We start from the raw sequence: 21,692 nt of genomic DNA, 5'->3' as shown, positions 1-21,692 counted from the left end.
CCCGCCCGTCACTTCCCTGCCCTTTTCCGTACGGAGGAGAAATCGTCATGCGCTCAGCCAACCGTTCCCTGTCCCTCGGGCTGCTCGCCGCCACCGTGGCCGCGACCGCCCTCGTCCCGCTCACCTCCGGTGCCGCCCAGGCCGCCCCGGCGGCGCCCGCCGGGTACGCCGGCTCGTGTCCGGCGGCCGGGACGGTCACCCAGTGGTGGCACTCCGGTCACGACGGCGTCGACATCGCCAACAACCGGGGCACGCCCATCTACTCGACCGGCCCCGGCACGGTCATCGTGTCCGGTCCCGCCAGCGGCTACGGCCAGTGGATCCGCATCCGCCACGACGACGGCACGGTCACCGAGTACGGGCACATGTACGAGCGGCTCGTCTCGGTGAACCAGCGGGTGAGCAGCGGGCAGTTGATCGCCCGGATGGGTTCGGAGGGCGACTCCTCCGGTCCCCATCTGCACTTCGAGGCGCACAGCTCCACGTCCAGCACCCGGGGCATGGACCCCAAGCCGTATCTCGCGGAGCGCGGGGTGGGTCTGCCCTGTACCCCGGGCAGTGGCACACCCGGCACCAACTTCACCACCTGGGGCACCTCGGTACGGGTCCGCGCCGACGCCCGGCTGAACGCGGCGGTGGTACGGACGCTGACCGGGCCCACGCCGGTCTTCGTGGAGTGCCAGAAGCGCGGTGACGTGGTGACCGCCGAGGGCTACACCAACGACGCCTGGGCGTACATCCCGGGCCTGGGCGGCTATGTCAGCAACATCTACATCGACCACCCGGCGGCGTGGCTGCCCGGTGTGCGGGAGTGCTGACCGGTTCCTGAACCGCCCCTGGGGCCGGACGCGATGCCGTCCGGCCCCAGGGCGTGTCTGTGTATGGCCGGCTCAGCAGATGCCCACCGAGTCCGAGGGGTCCTGGCCGATGTTGACATTGCCGCCCCACACCCACACGTTGCGGTACGGGCCGCCGGAGCCGATGACGGAGTCATGGACGGTGCCCCGGTACCAGACGTCGGTCGTGTAGCCCCCGGCGGTCACCCGCTGGCCATGGACGTAGCAGACACCGTCGAGGTAGTACCGGTCCCTGGTCGGGCCGGTGTTGAGGACGGGGGTGTTCTGGGTGCTGGGCGCCGGACGGACGTTGCTCTGGGTCTGGAGCGAGACGTAGAAGCCCCGCACACCCGCGTGCGCGGGGGCGGTGAGGGTGGCCGTGACGGCGGCTGCGCCGACGGCCAGGACAGTGACGGCGCGGCGGAACGTGGTGGATGCCATGTGGGGTCGCTCCCTGGAGGGCCGGCCCGGGACCGGGCGGCGGCGGACGGTGTGCGGGACGCGTGCGCCGCGCATGGCGGCACACGCTCCGCACCCGGGGGACGGGCGGGGCGCGGCGCTCGTATGAGAGGTCCGTGCCGCGCGGGATCACCGGGACGAGGGCCTCATACGGCGGGCCGGGCGCGGCCGTCCTGGGGAGGTACCGCCGACCGCACCTCCCCCACGACCCGAGGACGACCATGAAGATGAAGATGCTGAGCGTGGGCGCCGCCGCCCTCGCGGCGCTCGTCTGCGCCACCACCACCGCCTCCGGCACCGCCACCCCCACCGGCGACTCCCCCGCCGCCGGATCGGCGCGGTCCGCGCGGGCGGAGGTCCCGGCCGGGGTGACGGCGGGGGTCGCCGTGTTCGACCGGCGGACCGGGACCTTCACCGAACAGCTCAACTCCGCCGGGCAGTTCCGGTCGGCGTCGGTGGTGAAGCTGCTGATCGCCCTGGACCTGCTCTGGAACCGCACCCCGGACGCCCTCCCGGCCGCCGACCGGGCCCGGGTCGACGCCATGCTGCGCGGCAGCGACGACGCGGCGGCCAGCACGTTCTGGGCGAACAACGGCGGCGGCGCGATCGTCGACCGGATGGTGACCCGGCTCGGCCTCACCGACACCGCCCGGCCCCCGGCCACCCACCCCGGCTACTGGGGCTACACCGCGCTGTCCGCGCGTGACACGGTGACGATCTACCGGTACATCCTGGACACCGCCCCGGCGGCGGTCCGCGACTATCTGATGGGCGATCTGCGCGGCTCGACCCGCTGCGCCACCGACGGCTACGACCAGCACTTCGGCATCCCGGGCGCGTTCGAGCGGCCGTGGGCGGTCAAGCAGGGCTGGTCGGGGTTCAGTTCGGGCGGCTGCGGCACGGCAGCGGCGGCGGCGACCCAGTCACCCGCCACGTCCGGAGAGCCCACCGGGGCCGCAGAGCGCGGGACGTCGGAGGAACCCGGCGCGTCCGGGCAGCCGTCCACGACCGCCGCCGCGGACGTCGACCTGGCCCGTCCCGCGCTGCACACCACGGGCGTGGTCGGCACGGGCGACCGGACCATCGTCGCCGTCCTCACCCTGCACCCCGCGGGCACCGCCTACGGCCGGGCGTACACCGACGTCGGGCGGCTGACCCGGTCCCTGAACGTGCCCGGCGCCACCCGCCCTTCGGGCACCTGGGTCGGCACCTGGGGCAGCGGGGTGCGGGTGCGGTCCGGGACGACCACCACGTCCGGCGCGCTGACCACCCTGCCCGCCGGGGCGGAGGTCCTGGTCGGCTGCCAGCGGCGCGGCCAGCAGGTGAGCGTCCCGCCGTACACCAATGACTGGTGGGCGTATCTGCCGCAGTACGGGGGCTACATGACCAACATCTATCTGAGCGTGCCGCAGAACCAGGTGCCGGGGGTGCCGGAGTGCTGAGCCGCTGAGGGTCCCTCCGCCGGGCCCGGTGCCCGGCGGGGCGCCAGGGGTGCCGGTGCCCGGTGGCCGGTTCCCCGTGCGCCCCCCGGGCGCCGCTTCCCGTCCCGCCGGGGCGGGAAAGAACCCCGGAGCACGGCCCACCGAGGTGAGGGAGGTGCCGCTCGTGGGCGGCGAGGAGGGCGAGTCGGTCAGGACCGGGGCGGACGAGGCCGGGGAGGACAGGGGGTTCGGGTTCCGCCGGATCGAGCGGGGACTGCCGTCGGCGGAGTGTCCGGTCGCGCGCGGCACGGACGGGATCTGGGAGGTGCGCGGCTACGACGAGGCGCGTGCCGTGCTGCGCAGCACCGCGACCGTGCAGGCCGGGCTGGGGATCGAGATGGTGGCGAAGCTGCCGTCGCACATCAGGCGCCCGGTCCTGTACCGGGACGGCCCCGAACACCGGGAGCACCGGCGCCAGACGGCCCGGTTCTTCATCCCGCGCCGGGTCGACGAGCACTACCGCGACACCATGGTCCGGGTCGCGCAGGCCCAGGTCGACCGGTTGCTGGCCGACGGCCGGGCCCGGCTGTCCGAGCTGAGCTTCGACCTGGCCATCGAGGTGGCGTGCGCGGTCATCGGGCTGACGGAGAGCCGCCCCGGCATCAAGGAGCGCCTGGAGCGGTTCTTCCCGGAGCGGTTCGGCACGCCGGGGCTGACCAGCTGGCACGGCATCTACTGGACGCTGCGGCAGAACGCCAACTGGCTGCGGGTGTACGTCGGCGATGTGCGCCCGGCCGTCCGCGCCCGGCGGCGGGAGCGCCGGGACGATCTGATCTCCCATCTCCTGGACGACGGCTGCTCGTCCACGGAGATCCTGGGCGAGTGCCTCACGTTCGCGGCAGCGGGCATGGTGACCACCCGTGAGTTCATCAGCGCGGCGGCCTGGCATCTGTTCTCGGAGCCGGATCTGCTGGCGCACTACCGGGCGGCGGACGAACCGGACCGGCTGGCGGTGCTCGGCGAGATCCTGCGGCTGGAGCCGGTGGTGGGGCGGCTGAGCCGCCGGACGACCGAGCCGCTGGAGCTGCCCGGGGTGACGGTCCCGGCCGGGGACCGGATCGACATCCTCGTCGACCACACCAATGTCGACGAGCGGACCGTGGGGTCCCGGCCGCGCTGTGTACGGCCGGGCCGGGCCATGCGGGACGGGGCGGGAGCGCCGGGGCTGGCCTTCGGCGACGGCCCGCACAAGTGCCCGGGGCTGCATATCGCGCTGCTGGAGACGGATGTGTTCCTGACCCGGCTGTTCGGGGTCCCGGGTGTGCGGATGGCGAGCCCTCCGGCGATCGGCTACATCGACGGCATCGGCAGCTATGAGCTGCGGCACTGTGTGGTGGAGGTGGACGGCGGGACGGGCTGAGGGGACACCATCTGGTCAGCCCGGCCCGCCGTCCTGTTCCCTGAGATGGCGCCAGACCCGTTCGCCGCGCGGTGAGAGCCGGTAGCCGGTCTCCAGGCTCTCGGTCAGCCCGCGTTCCTTGAGGCGGCGGACGTCCGCCTTGAAGGGGAGGGTGTCGCGGTGGACCCGGGCGGCGAGGTCGGCGGCCCGGGTCGCGGGATGGTCGTGGATCAGGCGGAGCACGGTCCGGGTCCAGGGGCCGCGGGTGCTGCGGGCGTCGATACCGTCCAGGTCGGCGACGATCTCGGCGAGCCGGGCCGGGGTGAGGCCGCCGGTGTCCTCGCGCAGCGCGGTGCGCGGGTCGGGACCGGCGGGCCGCAGGGCGACCCGGTACAGGCGCCGGTCGTCGCCCGCGCGCTGGCTGGCGAGCAGCGCGGCCCGGTCGGGATAGCCGGCCCGGTGGGCGTCCCGGTCCGTCACCTCGGCGGGGTCCAGCGGTTCGACGGCCGTGATCTCGACCAGTCCGACGGCGGTGCGCAGCCGGGTGCCGGGGCGTACGGCGGGGCTGCGCCAGCGGCGGAAGGCGAGGTCGGTCTCGCCGGACGCGATCTTCTCCAGTGCTTCCCGGGTGAACAGCATCGCCTGCTCCCGTCCGTGCCGTGGTGGTGGTTCGGAGGGTACGCGGGGACGGGGTTCACTGCGTCCCGAGGAAGTCGGAGCAGACGTGTTCGCGGCCCGGCTGGTTCTCCGGGCGCACGGTGACCCGGATGTCGTCGGTGCGGGTGGCGCCGGTGGGGTCGGCCAGGGCGCGGGCGCGGGCCATGCTGCACACGAGCTGGCCGGTCATGTTGCGGTCCCGGCGGGAGGACGGGTCCCAGTACCGCTCCGCGATGTCGACGGTGACGGTCCCGTCCCCGGCGGTCACCTCCTGGACACCGGCGTCCTCCACCAGGGAGGTGAGTCCGGAGGCGCGTTCCGCGTCGGTGAGGTCCGCGAGGTACTTGACGATGTTGATGAGGTTCTCGGCGTCGGGCACGCGGATGCCGGGACGGGAGACCGCTTCCAGGCGCCCGGAATGGGAGACGAAGTAGAGGCGCAGTCCCTTGGTGAGCCCCCCGGCGGGGTCGCCGCCGTCGAGGACCCCGGTGGGCGGTACGCCGGTGGGCGGTACGCCGCAGGCGGTGAGGGCGAGGGCGCCGATCAGGGCCGCCAGGGCGGGGCGGGGCCGGATCATCAGGCGGCCTCCTCGGCGCGGCGGGGCCGGATCATCGGGTGGGCTCCTCGGTGGTGGGTCGGTGCCAAGGCAGGTGGAGGGTGAAGATCGCGCCGCCGCCGGGGCGGTTCGCGGCCTCGACGGTGCCGCCGTGCAGCCGGGCGTTCTCCAGGGCGATGGCGGTGCCCAGTCCGCTGCCCTCGGAGCGGGTGCGGGCGCTGTCGGCCTTGTAGAAGCGGTCGAAGACCTGGGCGAGGGTGTCGGGCGGCAGACCGGGGCCCTCGTCGGTGACGGTGACGGTGATCAGGTCGCGGTCCCGGTCGCCGGTGAGGGTGACGGTCACCGGGTCGGCGCCGTGCCGCAGGGCGTTGCCGACCAGGTTGGCGACGGTGACGTCGATCCGGACCCGGTCCACCGGGGCGCGGACGCCGTCGGGCAGGTCGGTGCGGACCCGGTCGGTCCAGCCGCGCAGCGAGAGGGTGGCGCGGACGGCTTCGGCGAGGTCGGTGTCCGCGAGGTGGAGGCGGGCGGCGCCGGAGTCGAAGCGGGACATCTCCATCAGGTCGTCGACGAGCCGGGTGAGCCGGGCGGTCTCGGCGCTGACCGTGCGGGCGGCGCGGGCGGCGTCCCCGGGGAGCCGCGCGGCCTCCTCGTCGAGGACGGTGACGACCATGGTCAGCGCGGCGAGCGGGGTGCGCAGTTCGTGGGAGACGTCGGCGACGAAGCGCCGGGCGCGCGCCTCCTGGTCGCGGAGTTCCCCGACGGACCGTTCGAGGGCGTCGGCGGTGTCGTTGAAGTCGGCGGCCAGCAGGGCGAGTTCGTCGTTGCCGCGGACGTGGGCGCGGGTGGCGAGGTCACCGGCCGCGTGCTGCCGGGTGGCGCGGCCCAGCTCCCGTACGGGGCGCAGCACGGTCCGGGCGGCGAGCAGGGCGAGGACGACGGCGAGCAGCAGGACGGGGACGAGGCCGTCGCGGACGGCGTCGAGGAGTCCGGCGGTGGCGTCGCGTTCGGCGTCCAGCGAGGTGATGGCGTAGACGTCGAGGCCGGAGGGGGCGCCGGTGTCGAAGGTGACGGGGGTGCCGAGCACCAGGTAGGGGTCGCCGCGCCACTGGACGCGCTGGAAGCTGAGCCGGTTCTCGGTGCGGACCGCGGCGCGCAGGGCGGGGCTGATCCGGCCGGGGTCGGCGCGGGCGTCGGAGGCGGCGGTCAGGGAGCGGTACTCGGCGACGACGACGGCGCCCTTGCCGAGTCCGTCCGCGAGGCCGGTGGCGAGGCGGGTGAGGGAGATCTCGTCGGGCGGGATGTCGAAGTCGGCGGCGGCCTGTTCGAGCCGGTGGCGGAAGTCGTCGCGGACGGCGTCCTGCTTGCGCTGGAGGACGGCGGTACGGGACTCGCGGTAGGCGAGGGCGGTCGCGGTGACCGCGCTGACGGCGGCGACCAGGACGAACACCACCACGAGCCGCACGCGCAGCCCGCCCAGGCCGCCGCGCCGCGTCCCGGCCCTCTCGCGGCGCCTCACACCGGTCCGAACCGGTAGCCGAAGCCCCGCACGGTCTGGATGTAGCGGGGCTTGGCGGGTATGTCCTCGATCTTGGCGCGGAGTCTGCCGACCGCCGCGTCGACGAGGCGGGAGTCGCCGAGGAAGCCGTGGTCCCAGACCGAGCGCAGGAGCTGTTCGCGGGTGAAGACCCGGCCGGGGGCGGCGGACATCTCCAGCAGGACCCGCAGTTCGGTCGGGGGCAGGGCGAGCGAGGTGCCGCGCTTGGTGACGGTGAGCCCGGCGCGGTCGATGACGAGTCCGGCGTGCTGCTCGCCCGGTGCGTCCCGGGTGGGTTCGGCGCGGCGCAGGGCGGCGCGGATCCGGGCCTCCAGGACGGGCGCGGTGACGGGTTTGACGACATAGTCGTCGGCGCCCGCCTCCAGGCCGCGCACGATGTCGGTGTCGTCGCCGCGGGCGGTGAGCATGATGACCGGGACGGTGGAACCGGCGGCCCGCAGTCTGCGGCACACCTCGAAGCCGTCGATGCCGGGGAGCATCAGATCGAGCACGGCGATCTCCACGGTGGTGGGGTCGGCGAGCAGCGCGAGACCGGCCTCGCCGGTGGCGGCGGTACGGACCTCGTAGCCGTGGCGGCGCAGCACCAGTTCCATGCCGTCGCGCACGGAGACGTCATCCTCGATCAGCAGCACATGGGGCATGGCGTCGATTATGCGTGACGGTTTGCGCTGCTCAGAGCGGTGGTGGGGGGCCGGGGGGCGACGGCGGCGCTTTGTTACGTGTTCATCATGCGGCGATGGACGGGTCACCATGTGCGGGGCCGACGGTGGTCGGCATGATCAGTCACCACACCTTCTCCGCCCGTTCCCGGCGCCGGTTCGCCGGGGCGTGCGCGGTGCCGTTGCTCGTCCTGCTCGCCGCGTGCGGCGGGGGCGGCGATAGCGCGGCGGACGAGCCGGTCGCCTCGGTCGCCGGGGAGTCGGCGCCCGCAGCGCCGGACCCCTCGGCGCCCGCGGGCTCGGCCGACACCGGCAAGGGCGCGTTCTACGACGCGCAGATGACCTACGTCGAGTGCATGCGCACCAAGGGCGGGGTGGAAGACTTCCCCGATCCCCGGCTGAGCGGCTATCTCGACTGGGCGAAGATCGACGAGGTCGTCGACCCGAACGGCGGGGGCGAGGAGTACAAGGGCGGCAAGGACGCCGTGTGCTTCCCCGAGCTGTCCGCGGCGATGGCCCTGGAGCCGCCGCGCGATCCGCAGCGGGACTTCGAGTCGATGCTGGCGCACGCCAAGTGCATGCGGGACAACGGGGTGTCCCGGTTCACCAACCCCACCATGTCCGGCGGCGGGGTCATGCCCGGCGGCGACCCCAACCCCGCCGACCCGGCGTTCGACCAGGACTCACCGGCGTACAAGGAGGCCCGCCGGGCCTGCAAGGACAAGCTGCTCGAAGGTCTGGACGGGATGCAGTAGATGGCACGCAAGGTTCTGTTGATCGGCGGTGCGGCGGTGGCCGTCGCCGCGACCGTCGCGGGCGCGGTCGCCTACGGCGGGCGCGGCGACGACGGCGGGGGCGCGGCGAGCGCGCTGCCGCCGGACACGGTCGCGGTCGCCCGGACCGATCTGGAGCAGGCGAAGACGGTGGACGGGCGGATCGACTTCGCGCAGCGCCGCCCGGTGAAGGCACCGGTCGAGGGGACGGTGACGGTGGCCGCCGAGGAGGGCGCCACCGTCCGCCAGGGACAGGCCCTGTACGAGCTGGACGACAAGCCGGTGACCCTGCTCTACGGTCCAGTCCCGGCGTTCCGCGAGATGAAGCCGGGTGACCGGGGCAGCGATGTGCTGCAACTGGAGCGCAATCTCGTCGCGCTCGGCTATGGCGCGGGCCTGTACGTCGATCCGCGCTACGACGCGGCCACCGCGGCGGCGGTGAAGCGCTGGCAGGAGGATCTGAACCGGACGCCGAGCGGCCGGGTGGGCCGGGGGGACGTGGTGTTCCAGCCGGAGGAGGTCACCGTGGTGCGCGCGGACGCGGCGCTCGCCGACCAGGTCGGCCCGGATGCGGCCGTCCTGACCGTGGCGTCGACCCGGCCGGTGGTGCGGGCGGAGCTGGACCAGGCGGACGGGGCGCTCGCCGCGCCCGGCACCCGGGTGGAGGTGACCCTGCCCAGCGGGAAGAAGGCGGCCGGGAAGGTCGGCGGGACGGCCCGCCCGGAGGACGGGGCGGAGCCGGTGGGGCAGGACGTCATCACCGTGGAGATCGTCCTCGACGGCGGGGCGGCGGCGGCCCGGGGCGAGGACACCGGGGTGAGCGCGAGTGTCCGGTTCGTCAGTGAGCGCCGGGAGGATGTGCTGGTGGTGCCGGTGGAGGCGATCGTGGCGCTGCGCGGCACCAACGGCGGCTACGGCCTCCAGGTGGTGGAGGGGAGCACATCGAGGATGGTGCGGGTGACCGCCGGCATGACGGCGGACGGGCTGATCGAGGTGAGCGGTGCCGGGATCGCGGCGGGCACGAAGGTCGGGGTGGCCCGCTCATGACGGCGTCCGTCCCGGCTCCCGTGGTGGAGCTGTCCGAGGTGACGAAGGCGTACCCGGGCGGGGTGCACGCCCTGCGCGGGGTGAGCCTGACCGTCGGGGACGGTGAACTCCTCGCCATCGTGGGACCGTCGGGCTCCGGCAAGTCCACGCTGCTCCAGGTGATCGGCACCCTGGACCGGCCCACGTCGGGCACGGTCCGGGTCGCCGGGCACGAGGTCGGCGCGCTGGGCGACGCCCAGTTGTCGGCGCTGCGCGCCCGGCACATCGGGTTCGTCTTCCAGCACTTCCATCTCGTGGCGGGCGTCGGCGCCGTCGACAACGTGGCGGACGGGCTGCTGTACGCGGGCGTGCCGCGCCGGGAGCGGCGGACGCGGGCCCGTGCCGCGCTGGAGCGGGTCGGTCTCGGGCACCGGCTCGGGCATCGGCCCGCCGAGTTGTCGGGCGGTGAGCGCCAGCGGGTGGCCATCGCGCGGGCGCTGGTCGGGGAGCCGGAACTGCTGCTGGCGGACGAGCCGACGGGGGCGCTGGACAGCGCGTCCGGGCAGACCGTGATGCGGCTGCTGCGGGAGCTGAACACGGCCGGGACCACGGTCTGTGTGATCACGCATGATCCGGGGATCGCCCGGTCGCTGCCCCGCCGTGTCCAGGTCAGGGACGGGGAGATCGTCGCCGACTCGCGCGGGGAGGTCCGGTGAGGAGCGTGCGGCGGACCCGGCCGCTCACCGGGCGACCGCGCCCGCCCGTGCCGTCCCGGCTGCTCCCGGCCGATGTGCTGCGGCTGGGCGCGGTGGGGCTGCGGTCCCGGCGGACCCGGGTGGTGCTGTCGGCGCTGGGCATCGCGCTGGGGATCGCCACGATGGTCGCGGTGGTGGGGCTGTCGCAGTCCAGCAAGGCGGATCTGATGGCCCGCCTGGACCGGCTCGGCACCAATCTGCTGACCGCGGAGGTCATCCCGGACACGGGGGCGCGGGAGGTGCGGCTGCCGAAGTCGGCGGTGGCGATGGTGGAGCGGATCGGTCCGGTCGAGCACGCCACCGCGACCGGTCAGGTGGACGCCCGTATCCGGCGCAGCGCCGTGGTGCCCGAGGAGCGGACGGCGGGGGTGACCGCGCAGGCGGCCCGCACCGATCTGCTGACCGCGCTGAACGCGGAGGTGGCGCGGGGCGTCTGGCTGGACCGGGCCAGTGAGCGGCTGCCGGTGACGGTGCTCGGCGCGCTGGCCGCCGAACGGCTCGGGGTGACCGCGCCGGGCGAGACGATCGTGATGGACGACGAGCAGATGGTGGTCGTCGGCATCCTGGAGCCGGTGGAGCTGGTGCCGAACCTGGACCGGGTGGCGCTGGTCGGGTTCCCGGCGGCGGAGCGGTACTTCGGGTTCGACGGGCGGCCCTCGATGGTGTTCGAGCGGTCGCCGGACGCCACGGTCGACGAGGTGCGGGCGGTGCTGGCGCGCACGGTGAGCCCGGGGGCGGAGGGGTACATCAAGGTGTCCCGGCCGTCGGACGCGCTCGCCGCGAAGGCGGCCACGGACCGGGGGCTGACGGCGCTGATGCTGGGGCTCGGCGCGGTGGCGCTGCTGGTCGGCGGGGTCGGGATCGCCAACACGATGGTGATCTCGGTGCTGGAGCGGCGTCAGGAGATCGGGCTGCGCCGGGCGCTCGGTGCCACCCGGGGCGCGGTGCGGGTGCAGTTCCTGATGGAGTCGCTGCTGCTGTCGGCGCTGGGCGGGGCGGCGGGCGCGGTGCTGGGCACGGCCGCCACCTGGGGGTTCGCGCTGGCGCAGGGCTGGCGGCCGGTGGTGCCGGTGTGGGCGCCGGTGGGCGGGCTCGCCGCGACGCTGTGCATCGGGGCACTCGCGGGCCTGTATCCGGCGGTGCGGGCGTCACGGCTGCATCCGACGGTGGCACTGAACGGGACGTGAGCGGCGGGGCGGGCGGTCGGGGCGGCGGCTTCGGCGGGGCGCTCTCGGCGGGGGCGGCGGCTTCGGCGGAGGCGCGGTATCGGCAGCGGCTTCGGCTCGGCTTCGGCGGGGCGGTGGTGTCAGGGCTGGCGATATCAGGGTCCCCCTCCCCCCGGCGGGGTCCGCCCTCCCCGCCCCGGTCCCCCCTCCCCCGCCCGTCCTCCCGACCGCCGTCCCGGAGTTCCCCTGACCGCGGCCGTCCCGCGCCGGTAGCATCACCGGGTCCGGTCCCCAGCGGCCGGGCGCCACAACCGAAGAGGCGCACGTGCGGGGGAAGCCGGTGGAAGTCCGGCGCTGGCCTGCAACCGTGAACGGCCCCACGGCGGCCGTGAGTCGGAACACCCGGCGTGCGTGACATACCGCTTCCACTGTCATGGTCCGCAGCGTGAAGCCGGGAGCGCCGACCCGTCGTGGCCGGTGCCTTCCGTCGCGCGGGCGGTCCGCCGCACCAGGAAGGCACAGCCATGCGCCGCACATCCACCGTCTCCCGGTCCTACCGGACCCTCGTCGCCGCGTCCGCCCTCGGGCTCGCCCTCTCCTCGGCCCCGGCCGTCGCCCACGCGGGCACCGCCACCAACACCAACGCCCCGGTCAAGGTGTCCCTGACCGTGCAGGGCCCGGACGGGCTGCTGTTCAAGGGGAAGGTCAAGACCAAGGGGCATGAGGTGACCACCGCCACCGGCGGTACCCACAGATGCGACGGCACCAACGGCGGCGCCCACCCGAGCGCCGTGCCCACGCCGACCGCGGCGCTCGACGACGCGGCCCGCAAGCACCACTTCACGTGGGACGGCACCTGGTACCCGTCGTTCGAGGACTTCTTCGTGGAGTCCATCAAGGACGTCACCGGCGGCGGGGTCGCCTACTGGAACATCTCCGTCAACGGCACCCCGACCCCGGTGGGCGGCTGCCAGTTCAAGCTGAACGCGGGGGACAAGGTCGCCTTCACCTGGACCACGTTCTAGAGCGCGGCGGTGCGGGCCGGGGACGTCACCGCGTCCCCGGCCCGCGCCTCTCAGACGCCCCAGCGCAGGGCGAGGGTGTCGCCCACGTTCACCGTGGCGCCCCGGGTCGCCGCGGTGAACGCCGCTCCGTCGGTGCTGACCTTCCAGGTGCTGGAGCCGCTGTTGGCCTTGCCGTTGAGCGCGGTGACCGTGCCGGTGCCGGAGGCCGGGGTGACCGAGGTGACACAGCCCGCCGGGGTCGCGGCGGAGGCCGCGGCGTCCAGGACCGCGCCGAGGGTGGTGGTCGTACCGGTCGGGGTGATCGCGACCGAGCAGACCTTGAGGGTGCCGCTGCCGTCGTCGACCGTCAGCGCCAGCTTGGTGGCGGTGCCGGAGGTGAAGGTGGACTGACCCACCCACTGCGGGGCGCCCACCGTCGTCGGCAGCGGCGGGGCGGAGGTGAAGCCGCCGCCCGCGACCGCGCGCAGCCCGTCGATGGAGGCATAGGCGGACGGGGCGGTGTCGCTGGGCAGGTACTTGAAGCCGCCGCCCGGGTTGAACTGCTGGGCGATCAGGAAGTCCACCGGTGTCTTGCCCATCGGCGTGAGGAAGTCACCGGTCTGCGGGTTGATGCCGCAGGCGTTAAGGCCGGACACCGCCCAGCCGTTGGAGTCGGTGTTCGCCCCGAACATGGCGAGGAAGGCCCCGCTGTTCGACACCAGCTTGCTCTTCAGGAACGCCTTGGCCTGGGTGATGTCGGGGTCGGTGTTGGGGACGCCGGACACGCACAGCGCGGCCATCGCGGCGCCGGTCATGTCGATGTCGCTGGCGGCGGCGAGCTGGGTCGGGTTGCCCTCGGCCTTGCTGAAGTTCCAGCCGCCGTCGTTGTGCTGGTTGGCCCGGATACGGGTGACCATGGCGTCCCGCAGGGACTGGGGGACGCGGATCTGCCCGGCCTGGGTGCGGGCGCCGTTCAGGGCGAGCGCGGCGAACACCGTGCCGTTGAAGTTGGCCGACGGGCCGAAGTAGCCGGGTTCGGCGGTCTGCCAGTAGCGGTAGATGTCGGCGATCAGGTTGCGGGAGGCCGAGACGCGGGCCGGGTCGATCCCGGCGGCGTACGCGTTGAGGGTGCCGCGCTCGTAGTCGGTGACGACCGGGGAGGCGGACGGCCAGCCGCTGGTGGCCAGCAGATTGCGGTAGACGGTTCTGGCGTTCTTGCTGGTGTCGGTGCCCGGTACGACGTCCACGGCGGCGGTACCGGCCGCGGCGAACGCGCTGAACGCCCACTCGTTGGACAGCCCCGACCCGGCGTAGGAGCCGTCGGCCGCCTGGAGGCTGTCGAGGTAGGCGACCCCGTTGGTCTTGGAGGTGGCGATCTGGGCGGGGGTGGCGGTCGCGGCGGCGGGCAGGGTGGTGAGGGCGAAGGCGCCGAGGGCGGCGGCGGAGGTGAGGGTGAGCCGGCGCAGTGCGGTACGGCGGTGAGCGAGGCGCGGGGCCATGGCGTGCTCCAGGGATCAGGGGACGCCGGCCTCGCCGCGGCCGGACGGCCGAGGCGGGGGCCGCCGTCCTGGACGCGTGAACGGGCTGCCGGAAAAGGGCGCCGGGGTGGGCATTCGGGCTCGGACCGGCCTCCCGCCGTTCCACACCGCTGCGCGTCAGCCCCGGATTCGCACCGGGTTCCCCCACTCGGCAGTGCGGGACGGTACCTGACGGGGGTGCCGGTCGCCATAGGGCCAAAATCACCCGGCAGGGTGGTTTCTGCCGCGTCTTGACGCCCTGTGCGAACCGTGCTCAAATCCGGTCGATACGCAAAGAGTTCCAGGGGAAGCCGGTCGGATTCCGGCGCTGACCCGCAACCGTAGGTCCGGCCGCGCCGGGCGAGCCGGAGCACCTGGGGCGTGATCGAGCAACAGACGCCGTCGTGGACTACGGCGTGGTGCGACGGCTTCTCGCGCGGGCCCGGCCTGTACCGCGAGGGCCCTCGACCCACGTCCGGGCCCCGCGGGGACAGGACGAGGGGGACCGCGATGCGGACCGGAGAGCGAAGAGAGCGGCGCACGGGCGGCAGACCGGGGCCCTGGACGGCGGCCGGTACGGCACTGCTGGTGCTGGTCGCGGCCTGCGTGACATTCTTCACCGTCTCCTCGCCCGCGGCGGCCGATCCGATCGACGGCTGCACGGCCACGAAGGGCGCGATCGTCGCCGTCGACTTCGGCCCGTTCGGCGGCGAGGTCGAGCGGGGCTGCGACACCTCCCCCACCACCGGCTACGACCTGCTCCACGAGGGCGGGTTCAGCACCGCGGGCACCGACCACGACGGGCCCGCGTTCATCTGCCGCATCGGCTACGGCCCGTTCGACTCCGGCACCCAGTACCCGACGCCGGACAAGGAGTCCTGCGTCCTGACCCCGCCCGCCACCGCCTACTGGTCGTACTGGGTGGCCGAGCCGGGGGACGACGACTGGTCCTACTCCCAGTACGGGGCCATGGACCGGCGGCTGAACGACGGTGACGTGGACGCCTGGGTGTTCGGCGGCACGGACGTCGGCGGCACCACCGGCCGTCCCACGTTCAGCCCCGACGACGTCCGCGCCGGAGGCGGCGGGCCCACCCCGACACCGCCCGGTCCGACGCTGACCGGCGCGCCCGGCGAGATCGACGTGGACGGCGCCGCCGACTGGCTCAAGAGCCGTCTCACCGACGGCGAACGGATCGTGGACGAGGGCGCCACCGACGCCAATCCGTTCCTGACCGCGCTGACGGCGTTCGGGCTGGCCGCCGCCGAGGGCGACAGCGAGACCGTCGGCAAGGTCACCGACTTCCTGGCCTCCGCCGCCGGTCCCGTCGCCTACCCCAACGGCACGGACAAGGCGCCCGACGCCACCAGCGCGGCCCGTCTCGCGCTGCTCGCGTCGGTCACCGAACGCGATCCGCGTGACTTCGGCGGCCATGATCTGATCGGCGACCTGGTGGCGCACATCTGCCCGGCGGGCCCCGAGTCCGGTCCCGCCCCCGGCTGCACCGGCAAGGGCGACTTCGGGGACAGCGGCTACACCGAGGGCCAGGCGCTGGGCGTCCTCGCCCTGGCGCGCGCCGACGAGGAGCCGCCCGCAGCGACCGTCCAGCGGCTGACCCAGCTCCAGTGCCGTGACGGCGGAGTGACCAGCGTCCTCATCCGGCCGGGCGAGTACTGCGACGGCGACGCGGGGACCACCGGTCTGGTCGCCCTCGCCCTGCACACGGCGGGCGGGCAGGACGCGGCCGTGGACAAGGCCCTCGCCTATCTCGTCAAGAACCAGCGCGCGGACGGCGGGTTCCCGGCGTACACCGACTCCCCCACCGCGGGCGTCATCTCCACCGCGTACGCCGCGCAGGCGCTACGGGTGCTCGGGATGAAGAAGCAGGCCGACGCGGCGGTGGCGTGGCTGTCGCGGGAGCAGACCGAGGGCGGCGGCTTCGGCTTCGAGGAGGCGCAGACCGACCCTCAGCTGTACCCGACGGCGCTGGCGGTGCTCGCGGGCACCGGCAAGAGCCTGGCCGATCTGACGGTGAAGGAGCCGGAGCCCAGCGGCCCGCCCACCACCACCTCGCCCACCCCGACCCGGACCCCGCCGCCCGGCGCGGGCCCCGACCTGAAGAAGGGCGTCGCCTACCTCACCAGCGCCGCCCAGCTGAAGCAGGGCCGGTACTACACCGCCGGACCCGCCGTCTCCCGCGCCGACTTCGGGCTGACCATCGACGGCGCCTACGCGCTCGCCGCGACCGGCCTGGACAACGACGCGCTGCGCGGCATCGTCGACTTCCTGGACGAGCGGGGCACCGACGGCGAGGGACGCACGATCCGCGACTACATGAAGATCGGCACCGAGTACGCCTCGGGCGGCTTCATCGGCAAGACCGCCCTGCTCGCCGAGTCCGTCGGCCGTGACCCGCGCGACTTCGCCGGACAGGACCTGATCGGCGCGCTGGAGACGGCGGTGTGCGCGAAGGCCAGCGCGGCACCGGACCGCTCCTGTGCCGCGAAGGGCAACTACACGTACGCCACGTCCGTGTTCTCCCAGTCCCTGGGGATCATGGCGCAGTTGCGGGCGGGCGAGGAGGACGCGGCGGCCGAGCCGATCGCGTACCTCGCGGGGCTTCAGCACGACGACAGCGGCGCCTGGCCGAGCCTGATCCCGTCCACGGGCGACTCGGACGTGGACTCCACGGCGATGGCCGCGATGGCGCTGGATCTGGCGGGTGACAACGCGGCCGTCGACAAGGCGCTGCGGTGGATCGCGGACCAGCAGCAGTCCAGCGGTGGTTTCAAGAGTTCGATCGGCACCTCCGTGAACTCCACGGCCCTGGCGATCCAGGGGCTGTCCCTGGACGCGGGCGCCTATCCGAAGGAGATCGCGGCGGCCCGGAAGTTCCTGGCCGCGCAGCAGAACGGCGACGGCGGTTTCAATGTGGCCGCCGAGGGCCAGCGCGGCTCCGATCTGCGGGCGTCCACCCAGGCGGTGGGCGGCGCGACCGGCATCTCGTTCGCCTATCTGGAACAGTCCCTGGAGGGCACCTCGCCGCAGCCCACGCCCCGGCCCAGCGGGTCCACCCCGGACATCGTGACGCCCGGCGAGTCCGGTGGCGGCACGGGCGGCGGCGACTTCACCGCGGACGGCGGCAGCGGGGGCCTCGCCTCCACCGGCGTCCAGGTCACCATGCTCGCCGCCATCGCCGCACTGCTGGTGCTGGCGGGCTGGCGGGTCGTGGTGGTGGCCCGGCGCCGCACCGCCGGGACGGGAGACGGACGATGAGGCGGCCGACGGCGCTCGCGGCCCGGGTGACGGCCGCCCTGGCCCTCACCGGCGCCGCGCTCACCGCGACCACCGCCCCGGCGGCGGCCGACCCGCAGCCGATGGGCCGGTGCACCACCAGCTCCGGGGCGGTGCTGGCGGTCGACTTCAGCGACTGGGGCGGGCCCATCCTGCGGTCCTGCGGCACCACCCCGACCACCGGCTACGAACTCCTCAACCAGGGCGGCTGGCGCACCACCGGCACCGGGCACGACGGTCCGGCGTTCATCTGCCGCATCGGCTACAGCGGCCACCAGAACGGCAGGCAGTATCCGACCGCCGCCCAGGAGGACTGTGTCCTGACCCCGCCCGCCTCCGCGTACTGGTCGTACTGGCACGCCGACCCGGGCCAGAACGACTGGAGTTACAGCCAGCTCGGCGCGATGCTCTACAAGCCCAAGCCCGGCAGCGTCGATCTGTGGATCTTCGGCGGCACGAACATCGAGGGCACCGAGGGCCGTCCCACCGTCACCCCCGACCAGTTGCGCGCCAAGAACACCCGCCCGCAGGGCAATGCGGCGCCGCCCGCGAGCGACGACAACGCGCCCGCGCTGCCCCCGGGCGTGGACACCGGACCGGCGCCCGAGCGGCGCACCACCGCCCCGCCGAGGCCGCCGAAGGCGTCGCCGTCCCCGAAGCCCAGCCCGAAGAGGCCCGCCAAGAGCCCGTCCCCGTCCCCCACGCCGAGTCCCTCCGCCAGTCCGTCGGACAGCGCCCCCGCGCTGGCCGCGCCCCGTACCAGCCCCGGACCGACCGTGGTCGACGCCGCCCCGGCGGCCGACGCCCCGCACGACTCCGGTTCGATCGTGCCGGTGGTCACCGGCGCGGCCCTGGTCGTCCTGGTGGGCGGCGCCGCGGTGTTCGCGGCCCGCCGCCGTCGTACCGAGTGACCCCGGTGTCCCGTACGACGGCCATGGCGGCGGCGCCCGCCGGGTCCGATCCCCTCCCGGACCCGCGCGGGCGCCGTCTGCCGCGCATCCTGCATCCGCTCGCCTGGTGGATCTGGGCGCTGGCGCTGGCCACCGCCGCCAGCCGCACCAACAATCCGCTGCTGCTGTTCCTGGTGCTGGCCGTGCTCGGCTATGTGGTCTCCGCGCGCCGCACGGAGGCGCCCTGGGCGCGCGGCTTCAAGTACTACCTGTATCTCGCGCTGACCGTGGTGGCGATCCGGATCGTGTTCCGGGCGATCTTCGCCACCGGCATCCAGCCCACCGACCACTTCCTGTTCGCGCTGCCGCACATCCCCACCCCCGACTGGTACGCGGGTATCCAGCTCGGCGGCCCGGTGTCGCTGGAGGCGCTGCTGTCGGCGGCGACGGAGGGGCTGCGGCTGGCGTGCATGTTGTGCTGCATCGGCGCCGCCAACACCCTCGCCAACCCCAAGCGCGCCCTGCGGGTCCTGCCCGGCGCCCTGTACGAACTGGGCGTGGCGGTCACGGTGTCGATCAGTGTCGCCCCCCAACTGGTGCTGAGCGTCCAGCGGGTGGCGCGGGCCCGGAAACTGCGGGCCGGACGGACCCAGGGGCTGCGGGCGCTGCGCGGGATCGTGGTGCCGGTCCTGGAGGACGCGCTGGAGCGCTCGCTGCGGCTGGCCGCCGCCATGGACTCCCGGGGCTACGGCCGGGCGGGCACCGCGACCCGCCGCTCCCGGCGGATCACCGGGGCGCTGCTGCTGCTCGGCATGTGCGGGCTGTGCGCGGGGGCGTACGGGCTGCTGGACGCGACGGCGCCCGCGTTCCTCGGGCTGCCCGCGATGGCGGTCGGGGCGCTGCTGTGTGTGGCGGGGCTGCGGCTCGGCGGGCGGCGCGTCACCCGTACCACCTATCGTCCCGATCCGTGGCGGCTGCCCGAGTGGGCGGTCGCGGGCAGTGGGCTGCTGGCCGCCGTGCTGCTGCTGAGCAGCCTGGGCTACGACCCCGCCCAGCTCAATCCGACGTTCTATCCCCTCAGCTGGCCCGAGCTGCCGCTCGTCCCGACCCTGGCGATCCTGCTGGCGGGCACGGCGGGGTTCGTGGCACCGCCCCCGGAGCCGGTCCGCCCCCGCACGACCGAGAGAGCCGAACGCCCGTGATCACCTTCGACCAGGTCACCCTCCAGTACGACGACACACCCGGACCGGCGCTGCGGGACGTGGACCTCACGGTGGAGGAGGGCGAGCTGTGTCTCGTCGTCGGCCACACCGGCACCGGCAAGTCGACCCTGCTGGGCGCGGTCAACGGGCTGGTGCCGCACTTCACCGGGGGCACGCTGTCGGGGCGGGTCACCGTCGACGGCCGGGACACCGCCCACCATCCGCCGCGCGAACTGGCGGACGTGGTGGGCGTGGTGGGCCAGGACCCGGCCGACGGGTTCGTCACCGACACGGTGGAGGAGGAACTCGCCTACGCGATGGAGCAGTTGGCGATCCCCCCGGCGACCATGCGCAAGCGGGTCGAGGAGACCCTCGATCTGCTGGGTCTTGCGGATCTGCGCCACCGGGCGCTGTACCAGCTGTCCGGCGGGCAGCAGCAGCGGGTCGCGATCGGGTCGGTGCTGACCGCGCATCCCCGGGTGCTGGTGCTGGACGAGCCGACGTCGGCGCTGGACCCGACGGCCGCCGAGGAGGTGCTCGCCGCCGTCACCCGGCTCGTCCACGACCTCGGGGTGACCGTGCTGATGGCGGAGCACCGGCTGGAGCGGGTGGTGCAGTACGCGGACCGGGTCATCCATCTGCCCGGCGACGGAGGGGCCCGGATCGGACCGGCCGCGGAGATCCTCAGGACGTCCGCCATCGCCCCGCCGATCGTCGAGCTGGGCCGGGCGGCGGGCTGGTCGCCGCTGCCGCTGTCGGTGCGGGACGCCCGCCGGGCCGCCGCCCCGCTGCGCACCCGGCTCGCCGGGCACGTCCCGGCGCCGGTGCGCCCGGCCCCGGCGGTCGAGCGGCCCCGGCTGCTGCGGGCACGCGGGGTGACGGTGACGTACAAGGGTGTGCCGGCCGTACGGGAGGTCGATCTCGATCTGCGGGCGGGGGAGATCACGGCGCTGATGGGGCGCAACGGGTCGGGGAAGTCGTCGCTGCTGTGGGCGCTCCAGGGCTCGGGGCCCCGCACGGGCGGCAGCGTACGGGTGACGGACCCACCGGGCACGGCGGGCAAGGAAGCCAGGAACGGCAAGGAGGCCGGGGGCGGCAAGGACGGCATCGATCCGCACGCGGTATCGGCCGCGCGCGCCCGTGAGCTGGTCGGTCTGGTCCCGCAGACCCCCGCCGACCTGCTGTATCTGGAGAGTGTGAAGCAGGAGCTGGACCAGGCGGACGCCGAGTCCGGCGCGTCCGGCGGTGGACGGGCCCGGGAGATCCTGGACCGGCTCGCGCCGGGCATCCCGGACACCACCCATCCCCGTGATCTCTCCGAGGGGCAGCGGCTGTCGCTGGTGCTGGCGGTCCAGTTGTCGGCGGCGCCCCGGGTGCTGCTGCTGGACGAGCCGACCCGGGGTCTCGACTACCGGGCGAAGTCGGCGCTGATCGGGATCGTGGACGCCCTCGCGGCGGACGGCACCTCGGTGGTGATCTCCACCCATGACGTGGAGTTCGCGGCGCGGGCCGCCGACCGGGTGGTGGTGATGGCCGAGGGGGACGTGGTGGCCGACGGACCGACGGCGGACGTCATCGTGGCGTCGCCGGTGTTCGCCCCGCAGACGGCGAAGATCCTCGCGCCACTGCCCTATCTGACGGTGGATCAGGTGACCGCCGTACCGGTGGACGGGGAGGACGGGTGAGCGCCGTCGCCATCCGGCTCAGCGGGCGGGCCGGTGTGATGATGACGCTCGCCGCGCTGCTCGGGGTCGTCGCGTTCTTCTGGCCGTTCCTGGTGGCGCCGGGCACGTTCGGCTCGCAGTACACACCTCCGCTGATCTTCGGTGTGCTGCTGATCCTGGTGCTGTGCGTGGTGCTGTCCGAGATCGCCGAGGGCGGTATCGACTCCAAGGCGCTGGCGATGCTGGGCGTGCTGTCCGCCGTGAACGCGGCGCTGCGTCCGCTGGGCGCCGGGACCGCCGGGATCGAGACGGTGTTCTTCGTGCTGGTCCTGGCCGGGCGGGTGTACGGCCCCGGCTTCGGCTTCACCCTCGGCTGTACGTCGCTGTTCGCGTCCGCGCTGATCACGGGCGGGGTCGGGCCCTGGATGCCGTACCAGATGTTCGGGTGTGCGTTCGTGGGGATGCTGGCGGGGTTCCTGCCCCGGGCGGGCGGGCGGCGCGAGGTGCTGCTGCTGGCGGTGTACGGGGCGCTGTCCGGGTATCTCTTCGGGTTTCTGCTGAATCTGTCGTTCTGGCCGTTCTCCGTCGATCCGCACAGCTCGATCGCCTATCTGCCGGGGCTGCCGTTCACCGAGCAGTGGCAGCGGTACATCGCGTTCGACATCGCCACGTCCCTGGGCTGGGACACGGGCCGGGCGGTCACCAACTTCGTCGCGATCATGCTCGCGGGCCCGGCGGTGCTCACCACGTTCCGCCGGGCCGCGCGCCGGGCACGCTTCCGGGCCCCGGTCCGGTTCGCCCCGCCCCCGGAGGCGGGACCGCGCTGACCGGTGCCGGGTGTCGGGTGCCTGGTGTC

19 protein-coding genes and 3 riboswitches are annotated in these 21,692 nt (G+C 74.2%); of the genes, 13 read left to right on the top strand and 6 right to left on the bottom strand.

From position 1 onward, the window contains the following. The first annotated feature begins 47 nt into the window (after positions 1 to 47). A complete protein-coding gene (locus AB0D49_RS28195) occupies positions 48 to 818 on the top strand; it encodes a M23 family metallopeptidase (protein WP_362762370.1) in 771 nt (256 codons plus the stop codon). 72 nt (positions 819 to 890) lie between these two features. Here the strand turns inward: AB0D49_RS28195 and AB0D49_RS28190 are convergent, their stop codons facing one another. Then, on the bottom strand, positions 891 to 1,277 hold the full coding sequence (locus tag AB0D49_RS28190) for a hypothetical protein (protein WP_362762368.1): 387 nt from the start codon (positions 1,275 to 1,277) through the stop codon (positions 891 to 893). A 239-nt stretch (positions 1,278 to 1,516) separates the two neighbouring features. Here AB0D49_RS28190 and AB0D49_RS28185 point away from each other — a divergent pair, with 239 nt between their 5' ends. Both AB0D49_RS28185 and AB0D49_RS28180 read left to right on the top strand, forming a co-directional pair. Further along, positions 1,517 to 2,737, top strand: a complete 1,221-nt coding sequence (locus tag AB0D49_RS28185; RefSeq protein WP_362762366.1) for a hypothetical protein — start codon at positions 1,517 to 1,519, stop codon at positions 2,735 to 2,737. A gap of 253 nt (positions 2,738 to 2,990) precedes the next feature. Next, entirely contained in the window at positions 2,991 to 4,136 is a 1,146-nt protein-coding gene (locus tag AB0D49_RS28180) for a cytochrome P450 (protein WP_362762431.1), read from the top strand. Between the two features lie 15 nt (positions 4,137 to 4,151). Here the strand turns inward: AB0D49_RS28180 and AB0D49_RS28175 are convergent, their stop codons facing one another. From AB0D49_RS28175 to AB0D49_RS28160, 4 genes are read right to left on the bottom strand one after another with little or no spacing between them, the layout of a single operon-like run. Further along, positions 4,152 to 4,754, bottom strand: a complete 603-nt coding sequence (locus AB0D49_RS28175; protein WP_362762364.1) for a hypothetical protein — start codon at positions 4,752 to 4,754, stop codon at positions 4,152 to 4,154. A gap of 55 nt (positions 4,755 to 4,809) precedes the next feature. Continuing rightward, the gene (locus tag AB0D49_RS28170) at positions 4,810 to 5,349 is read right to left on the bottom strand and encodes a hypothetical protein (RefSeq protein WP_362762362.1); all 540 of its coding nucleotides are present in this window, start codon (positions 5,347 to 5,349) and stop codon (positions 4,810 to 4,812) included. A gap of 31 nt (positions 5,350 to 5,380) precedes the next feature. Continuing rightward, a complete protein-coding gene (locus AB0D49_RS28165; RefSeq protein WP_362762360.1) occupies positions 5,381 to 6,847 on the bottom strand; it encodes an ATP-binding protein in 1,467 nt (488 codons plus the stop codon). After that, the gene (locus tag AB0D49_RS28160) at positions 6,844 to 7,527 is read right to left on the bottom strand and encodes a response regulator transcription factor (RefSeq protein ID WP_362762358.1); all 684 of its coding nucleotides are present in this window, start codon (positions 7,525 to 7,527) and stop codon (positions 6,844 to 6,846) included. Before AB0D49_RS28160 ends, AB0D49_RS28165 begins: the two co-directional genes overlap by 4 nt. A 134-nt stretch (positions 7,528 to 7,661) precedes the next feature. Here AB0D49_RS28160 and AB0D49_RS28155 point away from each other — a divergent pair, with 134 nt between their 5' ends. The 5 genes from AB0D49_RS28155 (at position 7,662) to AB0D49_RS28135 (ending at position 12,290) form a co-directional block, all read left to right on the top strand. Beyond that, positions 7,662 to 8,300, top strand: a complete 639-nt coding sequence (locus AB0D49_RS28155; protein ID WP_362762356.1) for a hypothetical protein — start codon at positions 7,662 to 7,664, stop codon at positions 8,298 to 8,300. Next, a complete protein-coding gene (locus AB0D49_RS28150; RefSeq protein WP_362762354.1) occupies positions 8,301 to 9,365 on the top strand; it encodes a peptidoglycan-binding domain-containing protein in 1,065 nt (354 codons plus the stop codon). After that, entirely contained in the window at positions 9,362 to 10,060 is a 699-nt protein-coding gene (locus tag AB0D49_RS28145; protein WP_362762352.1) for an ABC transporter ATP-binding protein, read from the top strand. The genes AB0D49_RS28150 and AB0D49_RS28145 overlap by 4 nt, the downstream gene beginning before the upstream one ends. Further along, complete coding sequence (locus tag AB0D49_RS28140; RefSeq protein ID WP_362762350.1) at positions 10,057 to 11,286, top strand: ABC transporter permease; 1,230 nt, start codon at positions 10,057 to 10,059, stop codon at positions 11,284 to 11,286. The genes AB0D49_RS28145 and AB0D49_RS28140 overlap by 4 nt, the downstream gene beginning before the upstream one ends. Positions 11,287 to 11,571: 285 nt before the next feature. After that, positions 11,572 to 11,691, top strand: a riboswitch (cobalamin riboswitch). 98 nt (positions 11,692 to 11,789) lie between these two features. Further along, positions 11,790 to 12,290 (top strand): DUF4430 domain-containing protein, encoded by a 501-nt coding sequence (locus tag AB0D49_RS28135; protein WP_362762348.1) that lies wholly within the window; start codon positions 11,790 to 11,792, stop codon positions 12,288 to 12,290. Positions 12,291 to 12,340: 50 nt separating this feature from the next. On the opposite strand, the gene AB0D49_RS28130 is transcribed toward AB0D49_RS28135, so the two are convergent. Then, a complete protein-coding gene (locus tag AB0D49_RS28130; RefSeq protein ID WP_362762346.1) occupies positions 12,341 to 13,768 on the bottom strand; it encodes a hypothetical protein in 1,428 nt (475 codons plus the stop codon). A 108-nt stretch (positions 13,769 to 13,876) separates the two neighbouring features. Next, positions 13,877 to 13,952: riboswitch (cobalamin riboswitch) on the bottom strand. Between the two features lie 85 nt (positions 13,953 to 14,037). Further along, positions 14,038 to 14,183, top strand: a riboswitch (cobalamin riboswitch). Between the two features lie 113 nt (positions 14,184 to 14,296). On the opposite strand from AB0D49_RS28130, the gene AB0D49_RS28125 reads away from it, so the two are divergent. Genes AB0D49_RS28125 through AB0D49_RS28105 form a run of 5 tightly spaced genes read left to right on the top strand, consistent with a single transcriptional unit; the run spans position 14,297 to position 21,663 of the window. Beyond that, positions 14,297 to 17,062: a prenyltransferase/squalene oxidase repeat-containing protein gene (locus AB0D49_RS28125; protein ID WP_362762344.1), complete on the top strand. Its 2,766-nt coding sequence runs from the start codon at positions 14,297 to 14,299 to the stop codon at positions 17,060 to 17,062. Beyond that, positions 17,059 to 17,991 carry a hypothetical protein gene (locus AB0D49_RS28120; protein ID WP_362762342.1) on the top strand — a complete coding sequence of 311 codons (933 nt, stop codon included), beginning with the start codon at positions 17,059 to 17,061 and terminating at the stop codon, positions 17,989 to 17,991. The genes AB0D49_RS28125 and AB0D49_RS28120 overlap by 4 nt, the downstream gene beginning before the upstream one ends. 23 nt (positions 17,992 to 18,014) lie before the next feature. Beyond that, the gene (locus AB0D49_RS28115; protein ID WP_362762429.1) at positions 18,015 to 19,172 is read left to right on the top strand and encodes an energy-coupling factor transporter transmembrane component T; all 1,158 of its coding nucleotides are present in this window, start codon (positions 18,015 to 18,017) and stop codon (positions 19,170 to 19,172) included. Further along, a complete protein-coding gene (locus AB0D49_RS28110; RefSeq protein WP_362762340.1) occupies positions 19,169 to 20,857 on the top strand; it encodes an ATP-binding cassette domain-containing protein in 1,689 nt (562 codons plus the stop codon). Before AB0D49_RS28115 ends, AB0D49_RS28110 begins: the two co-directional genes overlap by 4 nt. 38 nt (positions 20,858 to 20,895) lie before the next feature. Next, positions 20,896 to 21,663, top strand: coding sequence for an ECF transporter S component (locus AB0D49_RS28105; protein ID WP_362762427.1), 768 nt, complete (start codon positions 20,896 to 20,898; stop codon positions 21,661 to 21,663). The last annotated feature ends 29 nt before the right edge of the window (positions 21,664 to 21,692 follow it).

Origin of the sequence: Streptomyces sp. NPDC048290 (assembly GCF_040652095.1) — a bacterium.
GTDB lineage: Bacteria > Actinomycetota > Actinomycetes > Streptomycetales > Streptomycetaceae > Streptomyces.
The sequence above is the reverse complement of the archived record's forward strand: the minus strand, read 5'-3'. Positions and strand labels throughout refer to the sequence as shown.